Source organism: Ramlibacter sp., from assembly GCF_041916345.1.
In the GTDB taxonomy this organism is placed as follows: domain Bacteria; phylum Pseudomonadota; class Gammaproteobacteria; order Burkholderiales; family Burkholderiaceae_C; genus Ramlibacter.
The window spans coordinates 1-22,724 of record NZ_JAYRZR010000068.1 but is presented as its reverse complement, the minus strand read 5'-3'; the positions used below and the strand labels follow the sequence as shown (position 1 = coordinate 22,724).

20 protein-coding genes and 2 riboswitches are annotated in these 22,724 nt (G+C 70.6%); of the genes, 5 read left to right on the top strand and 15 right to left on the bottom strand.

Going from position 1 to position 22,724, the window contains the following annotated elements; translation table 11 throughout:
* Window positions 1-72 precede the first annotated feature (72 nt).
* The 4 genes from ACE3T5_RS15905 to ACE3T5_RS15890 are packed head-to-tail and all read left to right on the top strand — an operon-like array spanning window position 73 to window position 4,518.
* The gene (locus ACE3T5_RS15905) at window positions 73-1,206 is read left to right on the top strand and encodes an acyl-CoA dehydrogenase family protein (RefSeq protein WP_374669060.1); all 1,134 of its coding nucleotides are present in this window, start codon (window positions 73-75) and stop codon (window positions 1,204-1,206) included.
* The gene (locus ACE3T5_RS15900) at window positions 1,203-2,354 is read left to right on the top strand and encodes an acyl-CoA dehydrogenase family protein (protein WP_374669058.1); all 1,152 of its coding nucleotides are present in this window, start codon (window positions 1,203-1,205) and stop codon (window positions 2,352-2,354) included. The genes ACE3T5_RS15905 and ACE3T5_RS15900 overlap by 4 nt, the downstream gene beginning before the upstream one ends.
* Window positions 2,351-3,310 (top strand): Bug family tripartite tricarboxylate transporter substrate binding protein, encoded by a 960-nt coding sequence (locus tag ACE3T5_RS15895; RefSeq protein ID WP_374669057.1) that lies wholly within the window; start codon window positions 2,351-2,353, stop codon window positions 3,308-3,310. Before ACE3T5_RS15900 ends, ACE3T5_RS15895 begins: the two co-directional genes overlap by 4 nt.
* Window positions 3,310-4,518 (top strand): CaiB/BaiF CoA transferase family protein, encoded by a 1,209-nt coding sequence (locus ACE3T5_RS15890; protein ID WP_374669056.1) that lies wholly within the window; start codon window positions 3,310-3,312, stop codon window positions 4,516-4,518. The genes ACE3T5_RS15895 and ACE3T5_RS15890 overlap by 1 nt, the downstream gene beginning before the upstream one ends.
* Before the next feature lie 359 nt (window positions 4,519-4,877).
* Here the strand turns inward: ACE3T5_RS15890 and gcvP are convergent, their stop codons facing one another.
* From gcvP to petA, 9 genes are all read right to left on the bottom strand, one after another.
* Window positions 4,878-7,811 (bottom strand): aminomethyl-transferring glycine dehydrogenase, encoded by a 2,934-nt coding sequence (gene gcvP / locus ACE3T5_RS15885; RefSeq protein WP_374669055.1) that lies wholly within the window; start codon window positions 7,809-7,811, stop codon window positions 4,878-4,880.
* A 137-nt stretch (window positions 7,812-7,948) separates the two neighbouring features.
* Window positions 7,949-8,326, bottom strand: coding sequence for a glycine cleavage system protein GcvH (gene gcvH, locus ACE3T5_RS15880; RefSeq protein WP_374669054.1), 378 nt, complete (start codon window positions 8,324-8,326; stop codon window positions 7,949-7,951).
* A 24-nt stretch (window positions 8,327-8,350) separates the two neighbouring features.
* Entirely contained in the window at window positions 8,351-9,532 is a 1,182-nt protein-coding gene (gcvT, locus tag ACE3T5_RS15875) for a glycine cleavage system aminomethyltransferase GcvT (RefSeq protein WP_374669053.1), read from the bottom strand.
* 2 nt (window positions 9,533-9,534) lie between these two features.
* Window positions 9,535-9,634: riboswitch (glycine riboswitch) on the bottom strand.
* An 11-nt stretch (window positions 9,635-9,645) separates the two neighbouring features.
* A riboswitch (glycine riboswitch) is annotated at window positions 9,646-9,751 on the bottom strand.
* Window positions 9,752-9,753: 2 nt separating this feature from the next.
* Window positions 9,754-10,485: a class I SAM-dependent methyltransferase gene (locus tag ACE3T5_RS15870; protein ID WP_374669052.1), complete on the bottom strand. Its 732-nt coding sequence runs from the start codon at window positions 10,483-10,485 to the stop codon at window positions 9,754-9,756.
* A 33-nt stretch (window positions 10,486-10,518) separates the two neighbouring features.
* Window positions 10,519-11,349 carry a prolipoprotein diacylglyceryl transferase family protein gene (locus tag ACE3T5_RS15865; RefSeq protein WP_374669051.1) on the bottom strand — a complete coding sequence of 277 codons (831 nt, stop codon included), beginning with the start codon at window positions 11,347-11,349 and terminating at the stop codon, window positions 10,519-10,521.
* 31 nt (window positions 11,350-11,380) lie between these two features.
* Window positions 11,381-11,746, bottom strand: a complete 366-nt coding sequence (locus tag ACE3T5_RS15860; RefSeq protein WP_374669050.1) for a hypothetical protein — start codon at window positions 11,744-11,746, stop codon at window positions 11,381-11,383.
* A 24-nt stretch (window positions 11,747-11,770) separates the two neighbouring features.
* Complete coding sequence (locus ACE3T5_RS15855; protein WP_374669049.1) at window positions 11,771-13,072, bottom strand: NAD(P)/FAD-dependent oxidoreductase; 1,302 nt, start codon at window positions 13,070-13,072, stop codon at window positions 11,771-11,773.
* 70 nt (window positions 13,073-13,142) lie between these two features.
* A complete protein-coding gene (locus ACE3T5_RS15850; RefSeq protein WP_374669048.1) occupies window positions 13,143-13,562 on the bottom strand; it encodes a DUF302 domain-containing protein in 420 nt (139 codons plus the stop codon).
* A 6-nt stretch (window positions 13,563-13,568) separates the two neighbouring features.
* A complete protein-coding gene (gene petA / locus ACE3T5_RS15845; RefSeq protein WP_374669047.1) occupies window positions 13,569-14,177 on the bottom strand; it encodes a ubiquinol-cytochrome c reductase iron-sulfur subunit in 609 nt (202 codons plus the stop codon).
* Between the two features lie 182 nt (window positions 14,178-14,359).
* Between petA and ACE3T5_RS15840 the strand changes: the two genes are divergently transcribed.
* Window positions 14,360-15,724: a sigma-54 interaction domain-containing protein gene (locus ACE3T5_RS15840; protein ID WP_374669046.1), complete on the top strand. Its 1,365-nt coding sequence runs from the start codon at window positions 14,360-14,362 to the stop codon at window positions 15,722-15,724.
* Here the strand turns inward: ACE3T5_RS15840 and ACE3T5_RS15835 are convergent.
* From ACE3T5_RS15835 to ACE3T5_RS15810, 6 genes are all read right to left on the bottom strand, one after another.
* Window positions 15,705-17,003 (bottom strand): ABC transporter substrate-binding protein, encoded by a 1,299-nt coding sequence (locus ACE3T5_RS15835; RefSeq protein WP_374669045.1) that lies wholly within the window; start codon window positions 17,001-17,003, stop codon window positions 15,705-15,707. The two genes, ACE3T5_RS15840 and ACE3T5_RS15835, sit on opposite strands and share 20 nt — an antisense overlap.
* Entirely contained in the window at window positions 17,000-18,313 is a 1,314-nt protein-coding gene (locus ACE3T5_RS15830) for a TAXI family TRAP transporter solute-binding subunit (protein ID WP_374669044.1), read from the bottom strand. Before ACE3T5_RS15830 ends, ACE3T5_RS15835 begins: the two co-directional genes overlap by 4 nt.
* A gap of 67 nt (window positions 18,314-18,380) precedes the next feature.
* On the bottom strand, window positions 18,381-19,658 hold the full coding sequence (locus ACE3T5_RS15825; RefSeq protein ID WP_374669043.1) for a TRAP transporter large permease: 1,278 nt from the start codon (window positions 19,656-19,658) through the stop codon (window positions 18,381-18,383).
* Between the two features lie 10 nt (window positions 19,659-19,668).
* Complete coding sequence (locus tag ACE3T5_RS15820; RefSeq protein WP_374669041.1) at window positions 19,669-20,163, bottom strand: TRAP transporter small permease; 495 nt, start codon at window positions 20,161-20,163, stop codon at window positions 19,669-19,671.
* A 55-nt stretch (window positions 20,164-20,218) separates the two neighbouring features.
* The gene (locus ACE3T5_RS15815; protein ID WP_374669040.1) at window positions 20,219-21,184 is read right to left on the bottom strand and encodes a TRAP transporter substrate-binding protein; all 966 of its coding nucleotides are present in this window, start codon (window positions 21,182-21,184) and stop codon (window positions 20,219-20,221) included.
* Window positions 21,185-21,302: 118 nt separating this feature from the next.
* A partial coding sequence (locus ACE3T5_RS15810) for an electron transfer flavoprotein-ubiquinone oxidoreductase (protein WP_374669039.1) occupies window positions 21,303-22,724 on the bottom strand: 1,422 nt, incomplete at its 5' end.

The window sequence follows — 22,724 nt, the reverse complement described above, 5'->3', positions numbered from 1 at the left end:
TGGGGGTGTTGGGCCGGGCCCCCCCTCGCGCCCGCCCAGCGCCCCTTCCCCCCCCCCCCCCCCCCCCAACGCCTGGAAACCCTGCTCGCCGACATCCGCGCCTTCGTGCGCGAACGCTGGCACCCGCTGGAAGACCGCATCGACCGCGAGGGAGCCATCCCCGAGGACGTGGTCGACGAGCTGCGGCGCAAGGGCTACTTCGGCTGGAGCATTCCCGAGGCGTACGGCGGACTGGGGCTGACGACCGAGGAGCTGGTCCTCTGCGCGATGGAGCTGTCGCAGGCCTCGGTGGCACTGCGTGCACGCGTGGGCACCAACACCGGCATCGGTTCGGAGGCGCTGGTGGCCGACGGCACCGAGGAGCAGAAGCGCCGCTGGCTGCCGCGCATGGCGACTGGGGAGCTGACGGGTTGCCTGGCGCTCACCGAGCCGGACGCGGGTTCCGAAGCCACCAACATCCAGACCACCGCCCGGCGCGATGGCGACCACTTCGTGCTGAACGGCACCAAGCGCTTCATCACCAATGCGCCGCTCGCCGACGTGTTCACCGTCATCGCACGCACGGAGCCGGGCACCCGTGGCAGCGCCGGCCTGTCGGCCTTCTTCGTCGAGCGCTCGCCGGGCCTGACCACAGGCGAGCCCTATCGCAAGATGGGGCAGGCGGGCTCGCCCGTGTCGGACGTGATGTTCCAGGATTGCCGGGTGCACGCCAGCCAGTTGATCGGCGGGCGCGAAGGCGTGGGATTCCAGACCGTGATGAAGGTGCTGAACAAGCAGCGGCTGCACCTGTCGGCCTTGTGCACCGGGCCGGCGATCCGGATGCTGGACCTGGCCATCGCGCACACCACGCAGCGCAGCCAGTTCGGGCAGGCGCTGGCCAACTACCAGCTGGTGCAGGCGATGATCGCCGACAGCCGCACCGAGATCTTCGCGGCGCGTTCCATGATCCTGGAGGCCGCGCGCGCCCGCGACCGCGGGGAAGACGTCGCGCTCACCGCCTCCATGTGCAAGTACTTCGCCTCCGAGATGTGCGGTCGCGTGGCCGACCGCGCGGTGCAGATGTTCGGCGGCTCCGGCTACATCGCCGACTTCAGCCCCATCGAGCGGTACTTCCGGGACGTGCGGCTGTTCCGCCTGTACGAGGGCACCAGCCAGATCCACCAGCTGAACATCGCCAAGCAGGTGCTGCGCGAGGCCGCGGCGTGACGGGCGACCTCGCGGCGCGCGTGCGCGCCTTCGTCGATGCCGAGTGCATCCCGCGCGAGTGCGCGGCGCACGTGCACGGCCCGGCGGCCATTGACGCCACGCTCGCCGAATTGCGCCCGCTGGCGAAGGCGGCAGGCCTCTACCTGCCGCAGCTGCCCCAGGCGCAAGGCGGCCTGGGCCTGAACTGGGAACAGCGCGCCGCCGTCTTCGAGGAGGCCGGCCGCAGCTACCTGGGCCCGGCAGCGCTGAATTGCGCCGCGCCCGACCAGCCCAACATGATCAGCCTGCTGCGCCAGGGCACGCCCGCGCAGCGCGAGGCGTGGCTGGGGCCGCTTGCGGAGGGGCGCATCCGGTCCTGCTTCGCCATGACGGAGCCTGCGCCCGGTGCGGGATCGGATCCCTCCATGCTGCGCAGCCGCGCCCGCCGCACGAGTGACGGCTGGGTGATCGACGGCCACAAGTGGTTCATCACGGGTGCGGTGGGCGCCCGCTTCGCCATCGTGCTCGCACAGACCGATGACGGCCCCACGCAGTTCATCGTGGCGATGGACAACCCCGGCGTGCAACTGGTGCGCGCCATTCCCGCGCTCGATCCGTTCGCCATCGGCGGCCATGGCGAGCTGCGCTTCAACGAGTGCCACGTCACGCACGACGCCGTGCTGGGCGAGGTGGGGCAGGGCTTCGTCTATGCGCAGCAGCGGCTGGAGCCGGCCCGGCTGGCGCACTGCATGCGGCTGCTGGGGCGCGCACGCCGCGCGCTGGCCTTCGCCCGCGACTACGTGAACCAGCGCAGCTCGTTCAGGGACCGGCTGGCCGACCTGCAGCAGGTGCAGGCGATGGTGGCCGACTGCCACATCGACCTGCATGCCAGCCGCGTGATGACACTGGATTGCGCCCGCCGCATGGATGCCGGCCTGCCGGTGAAGACCGAGTCGGCCATGACCAAGGTGTTCGTGTCGGAGGCCCTGCATCGCGTGGCCGACCGCGCCGCGCAGCTGTGCGGTGCGCTCGGCATGTCCGAGGACGCGCCGGTCGCGCTGATCCTGCGCGAGCTGCGCCCTTTCCGCATCTATGACGGCGCTTCCGAACTGCATCGCGCCACGCTCGGCCGCCGCTTCCTGAAAACCCCTGAAGGAGACCCTGCATGAAACCCGTTCGACTGCTTGCCGCGCTGGCGCTGGCCTGCTCGTCCCCCCTCGTGCTCGCGGCCTGGCCCGAGCAACCCATCAAGCTGGTCGTGCCGTTCCCGGCCGCCGGCAGCACCGACCTGGTGACGCGAGCGATCGCGCAGGACCTGGGCGCCGCGCTCGGCCAGAACGTGGTGGTGGAGAACAAGGCCGGCGCGGGCAGTCTGGTCGGATCCGAGCAGGTGGCCAAGGCAGCGCCCGACGGCTACACGCTGCTGATGGCAGGCCTCGCCAACGTGTTCCTGCCTTACGTTCACAAGGACCTCAAGTGGCACCCGGTCGACGACTTCGTGCCCATCGGCCTGGTGGCCGACCTGCCGAACGTGATCGCGGTCAACGCGAAGACGCCCTACAAGACCCTGGCCGACCTGATCGCCGCGGACAAGGCCAAGCCCAACTCGCTCTCGTTCGGCTCGGCCGGCGTGGCCACGCCTTCGCACCTGGTGTGCGAGATGGTGAACCATCAGTCCAAGATCAAGCTGCAGCACGTGCCCTACAAGGGCAATGCGCCGGCGGTGAATGACCTGATGGCGGGGCACATCCCAGTGATGTGCAACAACCTGGGCGGCACCTTGCCCTACATGAACAGCGGCCAGATCCGCATCCTGGCGCAGACCGGCAAGAGCCGGTCGGCCGCCGTGCCGGATGTGCCCACCTTCGCCGAGCTGGGCATCGGCGGGCTGGACGCCGGGCTCTGGATGGGCATCGTCGCGCCCAAGGGCACGCCACCCGGCGTGGTGGAGACGCTGCGCCAGGCGCTGGCCAAGGTGATGGCCCTGCCGTCCACCAAGGAGAAGCTGGCGAAGCTGGGTGCCAGCGCGCTGTCGCCCACGCCGCCCGCCTTCCAGGACCGCATCAAGACCGACCGCGCGGCCTGGGACCCGGTGCTGAAGTCCGTGGACCTGAAGCCGAACTGATGGCCTCGACCGACCAACCGCTCGCCGGCGTTCGCATCCTCGACATGGCGACCGTGCTCGCGGCGCCGTTCGCGGCCACTCTGTGCGGCGACATGGGCGCCGAGGTCGTGAAGCTGGAGCTGCCCTCGGGCCAGGACCCCTTGCGCGGGCTGGCGCCGGTGCACGAGGGCCATCCGCTGTTCTGGAAGACGGCCAACCGCGGCAAGGCCGGCATCTCGCTGGACGTGCGCCAGCCGGAGGGGCGGGCGATCTTCCTGCGGCTGATCCGTGACGTCGACGTGCTGGTGGAGAACTTCCGCACCGGCACGCTCGACGGCTGGGGTCTGGACATCGCGACCCTGCACGAGGCGAACCCGCGCCTCATCGTGCTGCGCCTCACCGGCTTCGGCCAGACCGGGCCCTATGCCCGCCGGCCCGGCTTCGCGCGGATCTTCGAGGCGATGAGCGGCTTCGCCCATCTCACGGGGGAGCCGGACGGGCCGCCCCAGCACATGAACTACCCGCTGGGCGACGTGATCGCGGGCCTGTTCGGCGCCTTCGCCATCACGACCGCGCTGGCCGAGCGCAACGCGAAGCCCCTGGCCGAGCAGCGCGGAGCGGAGATCGACCTCTCGGCGACGGAAGCGATGATGCGCCTGCTGGATCCTCTGGCCGCCGAGTACCGCATCCGCGGCATCGCGCGCGAGCGGACCGGCTCGCGGGCGACCTACACCGCGCCGTCGAACGTTTATCGCGCCGCGGACGGCGCCTGGTTCACCCTGGTCGGCACGGGCGACCCGATCTTCGCGCGCATCTGCCGCGCCATCGACCGGCCGGAACTGGTGGACGACCCGCGCTTCGCGAGCAACGCAGACCGCATCCGCCACCTGGAAGCGCTGGACGAGATCCTCGTCGCCTGGTGCGGCAGCCTGCCGTTCGCGGAGATCGCCCGCCGGCTCGAAGCGAACGATGTCGCGTTCAGCAAGGTCTACTCCATCGCCGATGTGGCGGCTGACCCGCACTTCCAGGCGCGTGGGGCGTTGATCGAGCTGCAGGACCCGGAGCTCGGCGCGATCCCGGCGCCCGCCCCCGTGCCGCGCTTCGTGGGCCGCTGCACATCGCAGCCCACCGTGGGCCCAAGCACCGGCCAGGACAACGCCAGGGTGTATGGCCGGCTGGGGATCGATGCCGCGCAGCTGGGCGAGCTGAGGGCGCGCGGGGTGGTGTGAGGGGGCTCACTGGGGCCGGGGCGGCGTTGTTGGCGCGCCCCGGACCGGGATGGGGTGGGTGCGCGTCGATGCCGATGGGGGGAGTGGCTGCCAGGGGCCTTAACCCTCGCAAAGGCAGGGATCCAGCGCGCGGGAAGGCATTGCGATCAGCAGCGTCAGGTCTTTGCGGATAGCGGCTTGACCGCTGGGATTGCGCTGCGCTCCATCCCAGCCTACGAACAGCCACCAGGTCGCAGAGGGGTCGAACAGCAGCGCGGCTGCCGCACCAGCCGGTCAAGGACCGGGGCAGGGCCACCCCTGTCCCGGTCCGGGGCGCGCCACGGACGGACCGAAATGGTGACCCCTCGGAACCAGAAGCGCTACTCGTAAGCCGCCATCGGCACGCAACTGCAGAACAGGTTGCGGTCCCCGTACACGTTGTCCACGCGCCCCACGGGCGGCCAGTACTTCGCGTGCCGGCGCTCGTCGAGCACGGCCGCGCCCACGTCGCGCGGGTAGGCGTGCTTCCACTCGCCCTTCAGCAGCGCAGCCGCCGTGTGCGGGGCATGCTTCAGCGGGTTGTCGTCCTGCGGCCACTCGCCGCGCTCCACGCGGCGCACTTCCTCGCGGATGGCGATCATGGCTTCGATGAACCGGTCCAGCTCGGCCAGCGTCTCGCTCTCGGTGGGTTCCACCATCAGCGTGTTGGGCACGGGGAAGCTGAGCGTGGGGGCGTGGAAGCCGTAGTCCATCAGGCGCTTGGCCACGTCTTCGGCCATCACGCCGCTGGTGTCCTTCAACTGGCGCAGATCCAGGATGCACTCGTGCGCCACGTGGCCGTTCTCGCTGGCGTACAGCGTGGGGTAGTGGTCGCGCAGGCGCGCGCTCACGTAGTTGGCCGCCAGGATGGCCGCCTCGGTGGCGTGCTGCAGACCTTCGGCGCCCATCATGCGGCAGTACATCCAGCTGATCGGCAGCACGGCCGCATTGCCCAGCGGCGCGGCCGAGACGGCGCCCACGGCGCGCGGGCCGGTGGTGCTGCCGGCCGCGTGCGGCACCAGCGCGCCCTGCGCCTCGCCAGACGCATGACCGGGCAGGAAGGGCACCAGGTCCGCCACCACGCACACCGGGCCCACGCCCGGGCCGCCGCCACCATGCGGGATGCAGAAGGTCTTGTGCAGGTTCAGGTGGCTCACGTCGCCACCGAACTCGCCGGGCGCCGCCACGCCCACCAGCGCGTTCATGTTGGCGCCGTCCACGTACACCCGGCCGCCGTGCTGGTGCACCAGGGCGCACAGGTGCTTCACCTGCGTCTCGAACACGCCGTGGGTGGAGGGGTAGGTGATCATGATGCAGGCCAGCCTGTCGCTGTGCTGCTCGCACTTGGCCTTCAGGTCGGCCATGTCCACGTTGCCCATGGCGTCGCACGCGGTCACCACCACCTGCATGCCCACCATCTGCGCGCTGGCCGGGTTGGTGCCGTGCGCGGAAGAGGGGATCAGGCACACGTTGCGGTGGCCCTGGCCGCGGCTCTCGTGCCAGGCCTTGATGGCCAGCAGGCCGGCGTACTCGCCCTGTGAGCCGGCGTTGGGCTGCAGGCTGATGCCGGCGTAGCCCGTGGCCTGGCAGAGCCAAGCGCGCAGTTGCGCATCCAGCTCGGCATAGCCTTGCAGTTGCTCGCGCGGGGCAAAGGGGTGCACCTGCGCGAACTCGGGCCAGGTGATGGGGATCATCTCGCTGGTGGCGTTCAGCTTCATCGTGCAGCTGCCCAGCGGGATCATGGTGCGGTCCAGCGCCAGATCCTTGTCGGACAGCGCGCGGATGTAGCGCAGCATGCCCGTCTCGCTGTGGTGGCTGTTGAACACCGGGTGCGTGAGATACGCGCTGGTGCGTCGCTGCTCGGGCGGGATCATCGGCTCGATGCCCTTCTCGAAGGCGTCGAAGCTGGGCAGCACCTGGCCCGGCTGCGCGAACACGCCCCACAGCAGCGCCACGTCGTCGCGCGTCGTGGTCTCGTCCAGCGAAATGCAGATGTACTCACCCCAGGCCGCGCGGATGTTCGCGCCGCGCGAGAGCGCGCGCGCCACGTAGTCGGCCGTGGCCGCGCCGGTGTGCAGGCACAGCGTGTCGAAGGCGCCTTCGGCGTTATTGACCGTCACGCCCAGCTGCTGCAGGCCGCGCGCCAGGATGGCGGTGTAGCTGGCCACGCGTTGCGCGATGCGCTTCAGGCCCTGCGGGCCGTGGTACACGGCGTACATGCTCGCCACCACGGCCGGCAGCACCTGCGCGGTGCAGATGTTGGAGGTGGCCTTCTCGCGGCGGATGTGCTGCTCGCGCGTCTGCAGCGCCAGGCGATAGGCCGGGTTGCCGTGGCTGTCGACGCTCACGCCGACCAGGCGGCCGGGCATGGAGCGCTTGAACTCATCGCGGCAGGCCAGATAGGCCGCATGCGGGCCGCCTGCGCCCATGGGCATGCCGAAGCGCTGCGTGCTGCCCACCACGATGTCGGCGCCGAACTCACCCGGCGGCACCAGGAGGGTGAGGCCCAGCAGATCGGCGGCCACGATGAAGGCGGCCTGCTTGGCATGGCACCTGTCCGCATCGGCCTGCTGGCTGTTGATGCGGCCGCTGGTGGAGGGGTACTGGTCCAGCGCGGCGAAGAACTCGCCCTGCAACAGCTCGTTCCACTCCTCGGCGGAGTTGGCGAGCTTGACCTCGATGCCCAGCGGCGCGGCGCGCGTCTGGATCACCTCGATGGTCTGCGGATGGCAATCCCCCGCCACCACGAAAACGTTGCTCTTGCTCTTCACGCTGCGCTTGGCGAGCGTCATCGCCTCGGCCGCGGCCGTGGCCTCGTCGAGCATCGACGCATTGGCGATCGGCATGGCGGTGAGGTCGCACACCATGGTCTGGAAGTTCACCAGCGCCTCCATGCGGCCCTGGCTGATCTCGGCCTGGTAGGGCGTGTAGGCGGTGTACCAGGCGGGGTTCTCCAGGATGTTGCGCAGGATGACGCCCGGCGTGTGCGTGCCGTAGTAGCCCTGGCCGATGAACGAGCGCAGCACCTGGTTCTTGCCGGCGATGGCCTTCAGCTCCGCCAGTGCGGCGGCCTCGGTCACCGGCGCGGGCAGCTGCATGGCCTGCGCGCGGGCGATGGCGCGCGGCACGATGCTCTCGATCAGCGCGCGGCGCGAGGCCTCGCCGATCACGGACAGCATGTGCGCCTCATCCGCCTCGGAGATGCCGATGTGGCGGGGAATGAACTCGGTGGGGTTTTCCAGCTCGCCGAGCGGCCGGGCGGATTGCATGAGCATCTTGCGTTTCCGTGAGAGAGGGGTTCGGTTCTCGTAGGCTGGGGTGCAACCCCAGCTGGGTGGCGGCTCGCGCAAACGCTGGGGTTGCGCTGCGCTCCACCCCAGCCTACGGCGTCCGGGCTACGGCCTGCCTGGACTCAGGCGTTGTCCTTGCAGAACTTCTGGTAGTCCGGCTCGTCCATGAGCGCATCGAACTGGCCCATGTCCTTGATCAGGATCTTGAAGAACCAGCCGTTGCCCATGGGGTCGGTGTTGGCGAGCGAGGGGTCGTTGCGCAGGGCTTCATTGACCTCGGTCACTTCGCCGGCGATGGGCATGTACACGTCGGCGGCGGCCTTCACCGACTCCACCACGCCGGCCACCTCGCCCTGCGCATACGTGCGGCCCACCTCGGGCAGCTCGACGAACACCACGTCGCCCAGCGCGTCCTGCGCGTGCAGCGTGATGCCGACCACGGCGGCCTCATGGTCCTCGAGCTGGATCCATTCGTGCTCGGGCGTGTACTTGACGGTCATGGGTCTTCTCCTTCGCTGCGGGCTTCAGCCGCGGTGGTAACGGTTGGGGACGAAAGGCATGGCGCTCACGGTCATCGGCACGGCCTTGCCGCGCACGATGGCATGGACGACGGTGCCGATGGCGGCGTGCCCGGGCTTCACGTAGCCCATGGCCACCGGCTGGTCGATGCTGGGGCCCAGCAGGCCGCTGGTGACTTCGCCGATGGGCGCGCCGTCGGCAGACTGCAAGGCGGTGTGCTCGCGCACGGGCACGCGCTCCTGCGCGATCAGGCCCACGCGCTTGCGCGCCAGCGGGGTGCGGCCTTCCAGCTCGGCCAGCACGCGCTCGGCGCCGGGGAAGCCGCCTGCGCGGGCGCCGCCGGTGCGGCGCACCTTCTGGATCGCCCAGCCCAGCGCGGCCTCGGCCGGCGTGGTGGTGGTGTCGATGTCATTGCCGTACAGGCACAGGCCGGCTTCCAGGCGCAGCGAGTTGCGCGCGCCCAGGCCGATGGGCTTGACCTCGGGCTGCGCGAGCAGGGCGCGCGCAAAGGCCTCGGCGCGGTCGCCGGGCACGGAGATCTCGAAGCCATCCTCGCCGGTGTAGCCGCTGCGGGTGGCGAACAGGTCGGCGCCCTCCCAGGTGAAGGCCGCGCCGGTCATGAAGACCAGTTGCTCGCAGCCGGGCAGCAGGCGCTGCAGCGCCGTCACCGCTTGCGGGCCCTGCAGCGCGAGCAGCGCGCGATCAGGCATGGGCACCACGCCGCAGGGGGCGCCGATGCGCTGCTGCATGTGCGCGATGTCGCCCACCTTGCAGGCGCCGTTGACCACCACGAACAGGTGGTCGCCGCGGTTCACGAACATCAGGTCGTCGATGATCGTGCCGTCGTCGGTCAGCAGCAGGCCGTAGCGCTGGCGGTTCAGGCCCAGGCCCATCACGTCCACCGGGATCAGGCTCTCGAAGGCGGCGGTGGCCTCCGCGCCCTCCAGCCGCAGCTGGCCCATGTGCGACACGTCGAACAGGCCGGCGGCCGCGCGCGTGTGCTTGTGTTCGGCCATCAGGCCGGCGGGGTACTGCACCGGCATGCTGTAGCCGGCAAAGGGGACCATGCGCGCGCCGAGCTCGACGTGCAGGGCATGCAGGGGGGTCTTGAGAAGCTCTTCTTGCGGGGCAGGCACGCGGGGCACTCCAGGGGCGGACGACGAAAGGGGGCCATGGCAGCCTGCCATGGGTCGCCCCTGCTGTCCGCTCTACCTGAGAGATTCACCCCTTGCGGGGCTTGCTCCTTCGGTGGGCCGCCTCAAGGGCGGCCTCTCTCCAGCAAGGTGACGCCCGCTCGCGCGGACGCTTGTCAGTCCTGGGTACCTGAGCGTTCGGCTGTGCGCCTGCGCCTTCGGCGGCTGCGCGGCCCTGCGGGCAGGGCGGCAGCGCTCTCCTGACGGGGCCGATTCTAGCGGGTCGCGGCGTCCGCGCGGCGCAGCAGGCGCACGTGCATCGGCCTTTCGAACGCGGCGCCGTCCGCGCCCTGATGCGGTGCATAGCGCTCGGCCACGCGGGCCAGCATCGAGTCGTCGATGTGGTGGTCGGCGAAGGTGGGGCGCATCATGCGCTGCTCGAAATCCGAAAAGTCGCGAAAGCGCACGGGCATGTCGAAGCGGCGCTCGGCGGCCTGCGTCCAGCGGCCCGATGCGATGGCACGGTCCAGCGCCCGCTGCGCCTCGGCGCGCACGGTGCCCTCGTCGTTGAAGAGCCGCACGATCTCGTTCAGCGGGCCGTCGTAGACCGGCTCGCTCACGTACAGCCAGCCACCGGGGCGCAGCACGCGCGCCATTTCAACCAGCGCCTGGTCCATCAGCGGCCGTGGCACGTGATGCAGCGACTTGAGCATCAGCGCGCCGTCGAAGTGCGCGTCCGCGAAGGGAATCGCCTGCGCGCCGGCTCGGATGAAGGTCAGGCGGTCCGCGGGCGCGGCGAGGTTCTTGGCGTGCTGGCGGTCGTCCACCTCCAGGCCGGTGACCTGCGCATCGGTGAAGCGCTGCAGCAGGTCACGCGCCAGGCGCGCGGCGCCGCAGCCAGCCTCCACGATGCGTGCACCGGCGAGCGGCACGAGGGCGGCCAGCACGTCGAGTTCGTCCTGTACCAGTTCGTGGCGGTCGTTCGCTGAAGAAGGGATCGTGTTCATTCTGCTTTGCGGAAAATTGGAATCTGACCCCAATTATTGGAGGGGGCGCAGGCGGGCGGCGAGCGCGGCTTCGTTGAGTACGCCCAGGTGGGCGGCCACGCGGCGGCCCTGGGCGTCGTAGATCACGGTGGTGGGCAGCCCGCGCGAGGCGACGGCGGCAGCGGTCTGGCCACGCGGGTCCAGCCACACATGGCGCAGATCCAGGCGCTCGGCCTGCAGGTAGCGGCGCACGCGGTCGGCGGGCTCACCCTGGTTGGCGAAGACGAACAGCACGCGCGGGTGCGTGCGTTCGCTCGCGGCGAGTGCAGGCATCTCCACGCGGCAGGGGCCGCACCAGGTGGCCCACAGGTTCAGCACGACGGGGCGGCCAAGCGCGGCGTCGCGCAGCTGCACGGCCTGCCCGGTGGCGAGATCGGTCAAGGCGAGGGCGGGCAACTCCGAAGGCGCATGGCGCTGCAAGGCATGGCCGATACCGGCCCACGCCACGACGCCGACCGTGGTGGCCACGCCGAGCGGGCGCCACCAGTCCCGCTGACGCCAGGCGCGCCATGCGAGCAGCGCGAGGCCGGCGACGAGGCCCGTGGGCGCGTGCCAGCCGCCGTCGCGGATGTCGATGGCCGACAGGGGCTGGGCCGCGTAGAGATCCGCGTACAGCGCCACGTGGCCCAGCCGCGCTGCTGCCAGCCCCACCAGCACGGCCTGGAACAGCGCGTCGGCCACGCGCGTGCGCGGCAGCGGCTCACCAGCGGCATCGGTGCCGGCCGGCGTGAGCCAGCGCGCGATCAGCATCGCGGCGAAGGCGCACGCGATCAGCAGCAGGGGCTGCACGGGCAGGGCGAGGGGGCCGAGGGAGAGGGTGATCATCGACAGGTGGGTCCGACGCGGAGGCCGAACTCTACGCCGCCACCGATGGCCCCGTGCGGCCTGCGGTCGCGCGCAGCAGCGCGGCCAGCGGCCAGGCAAAGGCCAGCGCCGCTGCGCCGAAGCCCCCGGCGATGCCGGCCAGATTGGCCCAGTCCACCCAGTAGGCCAGCTCCTTCAGCGACGACTGCGTGAACGCCGGCACGGTCGCGAAGGCCGCCACCGCGACCACGGCGGCCGCCGCCAGCGCCACCGGCAAGGCGGCGCGCCAGCGCCCCCGCGCGCGACGCAGCGCCCATGCCACCAGCGCCACCCAGACCAGGCCGGCCACCGCCAGCAGCGGCCAGATGCCCAGCGCGATTTCCCACAGGATGTTGATCACCAGCCAGATTTCGTACATGACCTTGCTCCTCGTTCGTGTGTGTCAGACCCGGCCCTTGAGCACCGACAGGTACGCGGGCTTGAGCATGCGCACCTTCATCAGCCACGCGAAGTAGCTGTCCTGCAGCGGCTCGATCATCGGCAGGCTGGGCGTGAGCCGCCCTTCGTAGTCGAACTCGATCAGCATGGCCGAGCCCTCGCGCGTGATCAGCGGACACGAGGTGTAGCCGTCGAACCGCTGGGCAGCCTGGCCACCCGCGATGACGGCCGCGAGGTTGTTCGCCACGATGGGCGCGCTCTTCTTCACCGTGGCCGCGGTCTTGCCGCGTGGGGTGCCGTTGATGTCGCCGATGCCGAACACGTTGGGAAACCGGCGGTGCTGCAGCGTCGCGCGGTCCACCTCGAGCCAGCCCCCGGCGGCGAAAGGCCCCTCCTTCCACGAGAGATCGCTCTGCTTCACCGCGTCGGGCGCGCGCATCGGCGGCACCACGTGCAGGAAGTCGTAGGCCGTCTCCACTTTCTCGCCCTCGGGCGTGGTGAAGGTCGCACGCCGCGCGCCGATGTCCACCGCGGTGAGCTTGTGCGTGGGCACCACCGACACGCCCAGGTCCTTCCAGCGGGCCAGCACGTTGTCGTTCACCTTCGGCACGCCGAACACGTTGCCCAGCGCGGAGTAGAACTGCACGCGGCTGCGCCCCAGCGTGCCGGCCTGGCGCAGGCGGTCGCGCAGCATGAAGGTCATCTTCAGCGGTGCGCCTGCGCACTTCAGCGGCGTGGCCGGCAGCGTCATCACGGCTTCGCCGCCCTTGGCGGCAAAGGCCTGCATCGCGGCCCAAGTGGCCTGCGCCGCCTGCGGGCTGGGGTACACGCTGGCCAGGCCGTTCGTGCCGATCGCGGCCACATCCATGCCCTGGATCTGCGCGTAGTCCAGGTGAACGCCGGTGGCCACGACGAGAAAGTCGTAGCGGATGCGCTGGCCACCCGCGGTGACGACCGTGTTGGCCGCGGGCTCGAAGGCCGCGACCATGTCCTTCACCCAGGTCACGCCCGCCGGCTGGAAGTCGGCGTTGCGGTCGCGCACCTTCTCCACCGGCCACACGCCGCTGGCCACCAGCGTGTAGCCGGGCTGGTAGTTGTGTTCTTCCTTGCGGTCGACGATGGTGATGCGGGCACCCTCCAGCAGGCCGGCCAGCCGGTTCGCCACGGCGATGCCGCCCAGGCCGCTGCCGGCGATGACGATGTGCGCCTGGGTCTTCACCCGCGCGCGGGCGGGTGGTGCGGCTGGCAGCGTGGCCGCGAGGGCGGCGGCGCCGAGCAGCGCGCGCCGGGTGGGGGCGGATGTCATGGCTTGTCTCCTTCTCTTGAGGTGGGGTGATGCGGTACGTTGCCGCGCGGCCCGTGCGTGCCGCGGTCGATCAGGGCCCGGCCGCCGGCGCACCGGCGGCCATGCGGTCCAGCACGCGGCGCAGCGCGGCATGCGCGCGCTCGCAGGCGGCGCGCACTTCCACGTTGTCGGACAGCGCGGCAATCACGCGCGGGTCCTGGAGGACGATGCGCGTGTGCCCCGGCTCGGCCTCGGTGGCGGCGCCGCCGCAAGGCAGCATGGCGGCGATGTCGGGCTCGGCCGTCATCAGCGCGTGGGCCACCTGCGGGCCGCACACGCCGAGCAGCCGGCGCGGCGGGCTCTCCAGGCCCAGCTTCGTCTTCAGCGTGGCCTGCACGTCGACCTCGCTCACGATGCCCATCTGCTCCGTGGCGAGCGCGCCACGCAGGGCCTCCACGGCCTGGGGCAGGGGCCTTGGCAGTTCGAGGGTGAACGCGTAGGGAATGGTCATGGTGTGTCAGGCCTCTTCGGACTCGCCGACGATCAGCCGCGAATCGCCGACGAATCGGTGCGGCGGAATTTCCAGGTTGGTCGGCGCCGGCTTGTTGCGGAACACGCGGCCGGCCAGATCGAAGGTGGAGCCATGGCAGGGGCAGAAGAAGCCGCCGTGCCAGCCGTCGCCCACGCTCGGGTTGGCGCTGCCGGCCGCCACCGCGGTGGGTGAGCAGCCCAGGTGCGTGCAGATGCCGATGGCGACGAAGAGATCGGGCCGTGCCGAGCGGCCCTTGTTGCGCAGCGCTTCGGGCAGGTCGTCGCGGCGTGACTCGGGGTCGGCGAGCGCGGCGTCCTGACCGTCGAGCGCGGCGATCATCTCGGGCGTGCGGCGCTGGATCCACACCGGCTTGCCGCGCCACTCCACCGTCTTCAGGCCGCCGGGCGGGATGTCGGCGAGGTCCACCTCCATCGGTGCGCCCATGGCCTTGGCGCGCTCGCTGGGCGCGAGCGAAGAGATGAAAGGCACGGCGGTGGCGACGGCGGCCACGCCGCCCGCGGCGCCGGTGGCCAGCAGCCAGGTGCGGCGCTGGGGATCGACGGGGGTGTTGTTCGGGATCGTGGCTGCGGTCATGGGGCCTCCTGGCGGGTGTGCATGACAGGCACGACACAAGACGCGTGCCAACCCGCCCCACTCTGGAAAATTCAATGAAATCAATAGGTTGAGACCGCGAGTCGGCTGACGCGACCGCCGCTGGCATGCCGCCTGGCGCTGTCATGGCAGTCTCTGGCAGGTGGTGGCAGAATGGACCGGCCATGTCGCACATCGCCTCCGACCTGCCGTCCACCGCGCTGGCCGCCTGGCTGGACAGCCTGCCCGAGCCGCACATCGTCTTCGACGGGCACTACCGCATCCTCGCGGCCAACGCGGCCTACCGCACCCAGTTCAGTCCGCGCGGCTCGGTCATCGGCCGGACCTGCCACGAGGTCTCGCACGGCATCGCCGTGCCCTGCGACCAGGCCGGCGAGAGTTGCCCGCTCGCCCGCGCGCGCCAGAGCGGCCAGCGGGAGAAGGTGCTGCACCTGCATCACACGCCCAGGGGTGAGGCCTACGTGCAGATCGAGCTGGTGCCGCTACGCGACACGCAGGGTGAACAGACCTGGTTCATCGAGAAGATGGAGCCCCTGCGCGTGGCGCAGAGCGCGCCGGCGGCCAGTGGCCTGATCGGCCGCTCGCCGGCCTTCCAGACGATGCTGGAGCTGGTGGCCCGTGTCGGCCCTTCCGAGGCGGCCGTGTTGCTGCTGGGTGAGTCGGGCACGGGCAAGGAGCTGGGGGCGCGTGCGGTGCATGAGGCCAGCACGCGCGCGGCGCGGCCGCTGGTGGTGGTGGATTGCGCCAGCCTGCCCGAGACGCTGTTCGAGAGCGAGCTGTTCGGCCACGAGAAGGGGGCCTTCACCGGCGCGCAGGCGGCGCGCGCCGGTCTGGTGGAGGCGGCCCACGGCGGCACGCTCTTCCTCGACGAGGTGGGCGACATTCCGCTCACCATGCAGGTGAAGCTGTTGCGCCTGCTGGAAAGCGGGACGTATCGCCGCGTGGGCAGTACCGAGCTGCGCCGCGCCGATGTGCGGCTGGTCTCGGCCACGCACCGCGACCTGCCTCGCCTGGTGGCGGAAGGGCGCTTCCGCGAGGACCTGTTCCACCGCCTTGCCACCTTCCCCATCCGCCTGCCGGCCCTGCGCGAGCGCCCCGGCGACATCCCGCTGCTGGCCGTCTCGCTGCTCTCCCGCGTGGCGCCGCGTCGGCGCCTCAGTCTGGCCGCCGATGCGCTGCAGCGGCTTTCGCGCCACGCCTTCACCGGCAATGTGCGCGAGCTGCGCAACGTGCTCGAGCGCGCCGCGCTGCTGACCGATGGCGACACGGTCACGGCGCCGGTGATCGAGCGCGCGCTGGCCGCCGGCCTGCCGCTGCACGCGGTGCCGGCAGCGGCCTTGCCGTCCGTCTCGCTCGCCCGCGCCCGGCCTGCGGCGGCCACCGCGGAGACAGCGCCAGTCGACCTTCAGGCGGTGCTGGCCCTGCATAGCGGCCGTCGGGAAGCGGCTGCGCAGGCCCTGGGCTGGAGTGTCCGCACGCTCTACCGGCGGCTGGCCGAGCAGCGCGCCCTCAACGCCCGCGCAGGCTGATCAAGCGCTCGCGCGCGGCGCCCAGGTGCTCGCGCAGCGTGTACCAGCGGTCCGCGAAGCGGTCCGGCAGGTCCATGCTGGCGGCGGCGATCTCCAGCTCGTCGAGGCGCTGCAGCAGCGGCCGCATGGCGATGGGGTTGGAGGGGACCTTGTCGAACTCGGTCTCCAGGAACTTCAGCTCGCCGTAGAAGTGGGCCAGGGCCGCATCCACGCGCAGGCTGAACAGGCGCGGCACCAGCAGCAGCGCGGCGAGGGTGACGCCCACGATGGGGATCACGGCGTAGAGCATCAGTGCCGCGAACTGCGCCCACCAGTAGGGCAGCAGCATCTCCAGCCAGGGGCGTGCGCCCTGCGCATGGCGGCGCGCGACCGGCGACAGGGGGAAGTCGGTCTGGAAGTCCGGGTATTCGGCCTGCAGCTGCAGGAAGCTCGGCACGGAATGCACCTCGGTGGCGACGTCGAGCAAGACGCGCTGCAGGGCCGGGTGCAGCGTGTCCTGCACCAGCAGGTGGGTGTTGGTGGCGAGCAGCGTCAGGTCCCTCGGGGGGACGTTGCCGCGCAGCTCGATCGCGCCCTGCGGCAGCACGAAGGGCGAGAGGCGCGGCTCGCGCGTGGTCAGGGCCGAGGCGCGGTCCACCCCCAGGATCTGCACGCCCGCCGAGCGCGTGAGCAGGCGCACCGTGGGGGCCTCGGCGCTGCCGATGGTGATGTAGGCGTCCACCTTGCCATCGAGCAGGTCGTTGGCGGCGGTCATGCCCTGCGTCTCGACCCAGTTCACCTCCTGCGCGGCCACGCCCACCTGGGCCAGCACCAGCTGTGCCACCTCGCGCACGGGGCCGCCCAGCGGGCCGGCCGCGACGCGCAGGCCGCGCAGCTGGGCCAGCTGCGTGATGCCGCTGTGCTGGGTGAAGATCCACACCGCCTGCCGCCCCACGACGGCCAGGGCCAGCACCGGCGCCTCGGGGCCGCGGTCCGCCAGCAGGCCATGGGCGAAGCCGGCCTGCACCGCCCCCGCGGGATCGGCCAGTCGATGCAGCGGCCCCTGGGCCCCCACGCCCTCGGAGACCACGAGTTCCACGGTCAGGCCGCGTCGCTCCAGCTCCGTGCGGTAGCGCTCGCCGGCCTGCGCATAGCCGCCCTGCGGCACGCCGATGGCGATGGCCACCGCGCGCGGCGGCAAGGGCAGCAGCCACTTCGCGCTGGCCCAGATCGCCAGCGCCGCGGCCAGCAGCACCGGCAGGTAGAACAGGCCCCAGCGGCGGCGGTAGAGCAGGATCACCGGCCGGTCCTCCGCAGCAGGCTGGTGCGCACGAAGCCGATGTGCTGCTTGAGCAGGAACCAGCGCGGCATCAGGTCGCCCGGCACCAGGAAGCCCTGCATGCGGCGCTCCATGTCGGAGAGGTTGCCGAGGTTGCGGGCCACTTCCATCGGGGACATCGCGTTGCGCGCGAGGTCGTTCTCGATGTACTTGAGCTCGCCGTACCAGCGCACCATGCGGCTTTCCACCAGCCAGTGCAGGTAGGCTGGCACCAGGCGCGCCAGCCAGTAGGCGAGCAGGGCCACCGGCAGGCAGATGACCAGCAGCCGCTCGATCACCTGCGCCCACCAGAAGGGCAGGCGTGCCTCCAGCAGGGGCAGGCCTTCGGCGAGCGTGCGGCGCGCCTCGAGCGAGGCGGGGAACTCCACCCGACGCAGCGTGGGGAACTCGCCGGCGCGGTGCAGCGTGCCGCGCTGGCTGTGCACCTGCTGCGCCACGTGGGCCGCCAGGCGCTGCAGGGCCGGGTGCAGGTCTGCGCGGGCGACGAGGCTGGCGGAGGTGGCGAGGATGGTGGTGTCGCGTGCCGGCAGGCGCGCCTGCGCATCCAGCAGGCCGGCGGGGATGAGCCGCACCTGCAGGTGCGGCATGCGCTCGATCAGCGCGGCGCTGCGGTTGAGCTGCACGAGCTGCACGCCGGGCATCTGCATCAGCGCGCGGATGAGTGGGGAGCCCGGGGCCGAGACCATGATGACGGCGTCGAGCTCGCCCTTGCGCAGCGCCTCCACCGCGGCCATGCCGCCGAGGTCACTGTCCTGAAGGTCGCGCGGGCTCAGGCGCACCTGCTGCAGCAGCTGTGTGGCCAGCTCGCGCGTGCCGCTGGCGCGCGGCCCGAGCGAGACGCGCAGGCCCTGGAGCTGCTGCAGGTTCTCCACGCCGGCCACGCGCGAGAAGATCCACACCGGCTCGATGTCGACCCGCGCGAGCGTGTTGAGCGGGGGCGCCTCCGGCGGGGCCTGGGCCGAGGCAGAGCCGCCCTGCACGAACGCCAGGTCGGCCGCCGGCTCCGTCAGGCGGCGCAGGCGCGCCACGTTCTGCACCGAGCCTTCGGAGGGGAGCACGCGTACCTGGATGCCATGCTCGGCGAAGCGCTCGACGTACTTGAGCGCGTGCGCGTGATAGACCCCATCGGGACCGCCGGAGCTGATCGTGATCTCGGCCGGTGGCAGCGGCATCAGCGACCGCCACAGCGCGACCATGGCCGCCAGCGCGACGAGCGCGATCGGCAGCTTGACCAGCACCCACTTGTGGCGATAGATCCGCGCGGCGGCCATCCGGCGCCCCTCCTTGTTCCGCTTGGGGGCTGTTATAGCGGAACCGGGGCGCGCTGTCGCGCGCGATTCAGCGACCGTAGACGAGATCGCGGAGGGTCAGCGAGATGGCGGGCACGTAGGTGATGACCATCAGGCAGGCCAGCACCACGCCCACGAAAGGCACGAGCTGGCCGATGATGCGGTCGAGCGAGATGCGCGCCACCGTGCAGGCCGCGAACAGGTTCACGCCGAAGGGCGGCGTGATCATGCCCAGCGCCAGGTTCACCACCATGATCAGGCCGAAGTGCACCGGGTCGATGCCGAAGTGCATGGCCACCGGCGCCAGGATGGGCGCGAGCACGATGATGGCGGCACTCGTCTCGATGAACATGCCGATGATGAACAGCGCCGCGTTCACGCCCAGCAGGAACAGCGCCGGGCTCTGCAGCACCGCTTCCAGCCATTTGCCGATCGCCTCCGGCACGCCGGCGCGGGTGATCAGGAAGGCGAACAGCCCGGCATTGGCGATGATGAACATGATCACCGCCGAGGAGATGACGGACTTGCGCAGGATCGCGTACAGGTCCTTCACGCCGATCTCGCGGTAGATCACGGTGCCGACGATGAGCGCGTAGAACACCGCCACCGCTGAGGCCTCGGTGGGGGTGAACACGCCGCCGTAGATGCCGCCGAGGATGATCACCGGCATGGCCAGCGCCCAGCCGGCCTGCCAGGTGGCTCGGCCGAAGGAGAGGCGGCCGTCCCCGTCGTTCTTGCCCCAGCCCTTCCACTTGCACCACGCCCAGACGAACAGCATGAGCGCCCCGCCGATCAGCAGCCCGGGGCCGATGCCGGCGATGAACAGCTCGCCGATGGAGACCTCGGCGCTCACGCCGTACAGGATCATCGGGATGGACGGCGGGATGATCACGCCCAGCTCGGCGCTGGTGGCCTGCAGGGCGGTGGCATACGTCGTGGGGTAGCCGTGCTTGATGAGCGCCGGGATCAGGATGGCGCCGATGGCGAAGGTGGTCGCCACGGAGGAGCCCGAGACCGCCGCGAAGATCATGCAGGTGAGCACGCAGGTCATGGGCAGGCCGCCCTGCACGCCGCCCACGATGCTCTTGGCGAACTCCACCAGGCGGCGCGAGATGCCGCCCGTTTCCATCAGGTTGCCGGCGAGGATGAAGAAGGGGATGGCCGCCAGCGGAAACTTGTTGATGGCGTTGAACATCTCCTTCACGGAGATGAGCATGTGCGCGTTGCTGGCCTGGATGCCCAGCACCGCCGCCAGGCCGATGGACACCGCCACCGAGATGGTGAGCGCGAAGCACACCACCATGGTCACGAGCATGGTGGTCGTCATGCGAAGGCCCTCACAGCGCGGTCTCCAGCTCGAGCCGCCTCGGGTCGACCAGGTTGCCGAGGATGCCGATGGCGGAGAACACCGCCCCGACCGGCAGGGCCAGGTAGGCCCAGAACATGGACACGTCCTCCAGGCCCATCATGGTCTGCACCTTGCCGCGGTTGGCGTAGTCCCAGCCCCACCAGAAGATGACACCGATCAGCGCCAGCGCCGCGAGGGCGACCGCGTAGTCCAGCACGCGGCGCATGCGCGGGCCGCTCCAGCGGTAGAGCACGTCGACGCTGACCATGGCGCCGGCGCGGAAGGCGGCCGGGATGCCCAGGAACACCATCCAGATCAGGCTGAAGCGGATCAGCACCTCGGTCCATTCGGCGGGCCTCTCGAGCACGAAGCGGGTGATGATCTGGAACAGGCCGAGCGAGGCCGAGACGGCCAGCATGGCGCACGCGGCCGCCAGGGCGGCCTCGGTGCACCAGCGCTCGAAGCGCAGGAAGCTTGCTTTCACGCGAACCGCCCTCCGGTTGGGGACGGGCCGGCGCCGCGGGGCGCCGGCCGGTGCTTCACTTGAAGTTGCGGATGCGGTCGATGTTGGCCTTGCCGAACTGCTTCTCGAATTCGGCGTTGACCGGGGTGAGCGCGGCGACGAACTTGGCCTTGTCGACGTTCTCGACCACCTGCATGCCCTTGCTGCGCAGCTCGGCCACGCCCTTGGCGTCGTCTTCGTCCACGCGGGCGCGGTTGGCCTTCACGGCCTCCTTGGCGGCATCGAGGAAGGCCTGCTTGTCGGCGGCGGACAGCTTGTCGAAGGCGGCCTTGTTCATCAGGAAGATGGCCGGCGAGTACACGTGGCCGGTGAGCGACAGGTGCTTCTGCACCTGCTCGAACTTGGCGGCCATGATCACGGACAGCGGGTTCTCCTGGCCGTCCACCGTGCCCTGCTGCAGGGCCGTGAACACCTCGGGGAAGGCCATGGGCGTGGTCACGATGCCGAAGCCCTTGTAGGCGGCAACGTGCACCGGGTTCTCCATGGTGCGCATCTTCAGGCCCTTCAGGTCGTCCGGGCTGTTGACCGGGCGCTTGCTGTTGGTCATGTGGCGCACGCCGTTCTCGCCCCAGGCCAGGGCCTTGAAGCCCTTGGCCTCGAACTTGGCCAGCATCTCCTGGCCGATGGGGCCGTCGAGCACTGCGCGGGCATGCGCCTTGTCACGGAACAGGAAGGGGATGTCCAGGATGCGGGCCTCCGGCACGAAGTTGGGCACCGGGCCGGTGGAGGTGAAGGTGAGCTCCTGCGTGCCGAGCTGCACCGCCTCGATCGACTCGCGCTCGCCGCCGAGCGAGCCGGAGTAGAAGTTCTGGATCTTGATGCGGCCGGCGGTGCGCTTCTCCACTTCCTTGGCGAAGACGTCGATGGCCACGCCCTGGTGGGAGTTCTGGGCCACCGAGATGCTGTTCTTCATCTGGGCGGAGGCCGAGACGGCAAGGCCGAGGCCGAGGGCCAGGGCGGCGAGAAGGCGCGTGAAAGGCACGGTGGTGTCTCCTGTGGGTGTGAAAGCCCCGTTCGGGGCGGAAAGCAAAGTGATCATACAACTTTGCGTGGCCCGCCCGGCCGGGCGCGACACCTGGAAAACACCGACGCCGCGGCCGCTACATGTTCGTGTAGTTCGGCCCGCCGCCGCCTTCGGGCGTGACCCACACGATGTTCTGCGTGGGGTCCTTGATGTCGCAGGTCTTGCAGTGCACGCAGTTCTGCGCGTTGATCTGCAGGCGCTCGGCGCCGGAGGCCTCGTCCTTCACGAACTCGTACACGCCCGCGGGGCAGTAGCGGCTTTCGGGGCCGGCGTACTTCGAGAGGTTGGTGCCCACGGGCACCGACGCATCCTTCAGCGTCAGGTGGGCCGGCTGGTTCTCCTCGTGGTTGGTGTTGGAGATGAACACCGAGGAGAGGCGGTCGAAGGTGAGCTTGCCGTCCGGCTTGGGGTACACGATGGGCTGGCACTCGGCGGCCGGCTTCAGGTACACGTGGTCGGGCTGGTCGCGCCGCAGCGTCCAGGGGATGTGGCCGCCCAGCAGCTTCTGCTCGATGCCGTTCATCAGCGTGGCCGGCCACAGGCCCTTCTTGAACCAGGTCTTGAAGTTGCGCGCGCGGTTGAGTTCGGCATGCAGCCAGCTCTTCTCGAAGGCCTCGGGGTAGGCGGTGAGCTCGTCGTGCTGGCGGCCGGCGGTGACGGCCTCGAAGGCGGCCTCGGCGGCGAGCATGCCGCTCTTGATGGCCGCGTGGCTGCCCTTGATGCGGCTCACGTTCAGGAAGCCGGCGTCGCAGCCGACCAGCGCGCCGCCGGGGAACACCGGCTTGGGCAGCGAGAGCAGGCCGCCGGCGGTGATGGCGCGCGCACCATACTGCAGGCGCTTGCCGGGCTTGATGCCGGCCTTCTCGTCGCCCTCGAGGTACCAGCGGATGTTGCGGTGGGTCTTCCAGCGCTGCATCTCCTCGAACGGGCTCAGGTAGGGGTTGGCGTAGTCCAGGCCGGTGATGAAGCCCAGCGTGACCAGGTTGTCCTCCATGTGGTACAGGAAGGCGCCGCCGTACGTCTGCGTGTCCATCGGCCAGCCGGCCGTGTGCAGCACGAAGCCGGGCTGGTGCCGCTTGGGATCGATCTCCCACACTTCCTTGATGCCGATGCCGTAGGTCTGCGGGTCGCGGCCCTCGTCGAGCTTGAAGCGTGCGATGAGCTGCTTGCCCAGGTGGCCGCGGGCGCCCTCGGCGAAGACGGTGTACTTGGCGTGCAGCTCCATGCCGAGCTGGAAGTTCTCGGTCGGCTCGCCGTCCTTGCCCACGCCCATGTTGCCGGTGGCCACGCCCTTGACCGAACCGTTCTCGGTGTACAGCACCTCGGCGGCGGCGAAGCCGGGGAAGATCTCCACGCCCAGTGCCTCGGCCTGCTGCGCCATCCAGCGCACCACGTTGCCCAGGCTCACGATGTAGTTGCCCTCGTTGTGGAAGCAGCCGGGCAGCAGCGGGTTGGGCACGCGCAGCGAGCCGTTCTCCGACAGGAACACCATGGCGTC

Excerpts from the sequence above, each read along its gene's own strand:
- ACE3T5_RS15850 (WP_374669048.1), bottom strand. The coding sequence starts at position 13,562 with ATGACCATTCCCTACGCGTTCACCCTCGAACTGCCAAGGCCCCTGCCC.
- ACE3T5_RS15865 (WP_374669051.1), bottom strand. The coding sequence starts at position 11,349 with ATGATCACCCTCTCCCTCGGCCCCCTCGCCCTGCCCGTGCAGCCCCTG.
- ACE3T5_RS15895 (WP_374669057.1), top strand. The coding sequence starts at position 2,351 with ATGAAACCCGTTCGACTGCTTGCCGCGCTGGCGCTGGCCTGCTCGTCC.
- ACE3T5_RS15840 (WP_374669046.1), top strand. The coding sequence starts at position 14,360 with ATGTCGCACATCGCCTCCGACCTGCCGTCCACCGCGCTGGCCGCCTGG.
- petA (WP_374669047.1), bottom strand. The coding sequence starts at position 14,177 with ATGACCGCAGCCACGATCCCGAACAACACCCCCGTCGATCCCCAGCGC.
- ACE3T5_RS15855 (WP_374669049.1), bottom strand. The coding sequence starts at position 13,072 with ATGACATCCGCCCCCACCCGGCGCGCGCTGCTCGGCGCCGCCGCCCTC.
- ACE3T5_RS15830 (WP_374669044.1), bottom strand. The coding sequence starts at position 18,313 with ATGGCCGCCGCGCGGATCTATCGCCACAAGTGGGTGCTGGTCAAGCTG.
- ACE3T5_RS15870 (WP_374669052.1), bottom strand. The coding sequence starts at position 10,485 with ATGAACACGATCCCTTCTTCAGCGAACGACCGCCACGAACTGGTACAG.
- gcvP (WP_374669055.1), bottom strand. The coding sequence starts at position 7,811 with ATGCTCATGCAATCCGCCCGGCCGCTCGGCGAGCTGGAAAACCCCACC.
- gcvH (WP_374669054.1), bottom strand. The coding sequence starts at position 8,326 with ATGACCGTCAAGTACACGCCCGAGCACGAATGGATCCAGCTCGAGGAC.
- ACE3T5_RS15890 (WP_374669056.1), top strand. The coding sequence starts at position 3,310 with ATGGCCTCGACCGACCAACCGCTCGCCGGCGTTCGCATCCTCGACATG.
- ACE3T5_RS15860 (WP_374669050.1), bottom strand. The coding sequence starts at position 11,746 with ATGTACGAAATCTGGCTGGTGATCAACATCCTGTGGGAAATCGCGCTG.
- gcvT (WP_374669053.1), bottom strand. The coding sequence starts at position 9,532 with ATGGCAGGCTGCCATGGCCCCCTTTCGTCGTCCGCCCCTGGAGTGCCC.
- ACE3T5_RS15825 (WP_374669043.1), bottom strand. The coding sequence starts at position 19,658 with ATGACGACCACCATGCTCGTGACCATGGTGGTGTGCTTCGCGCTCACC.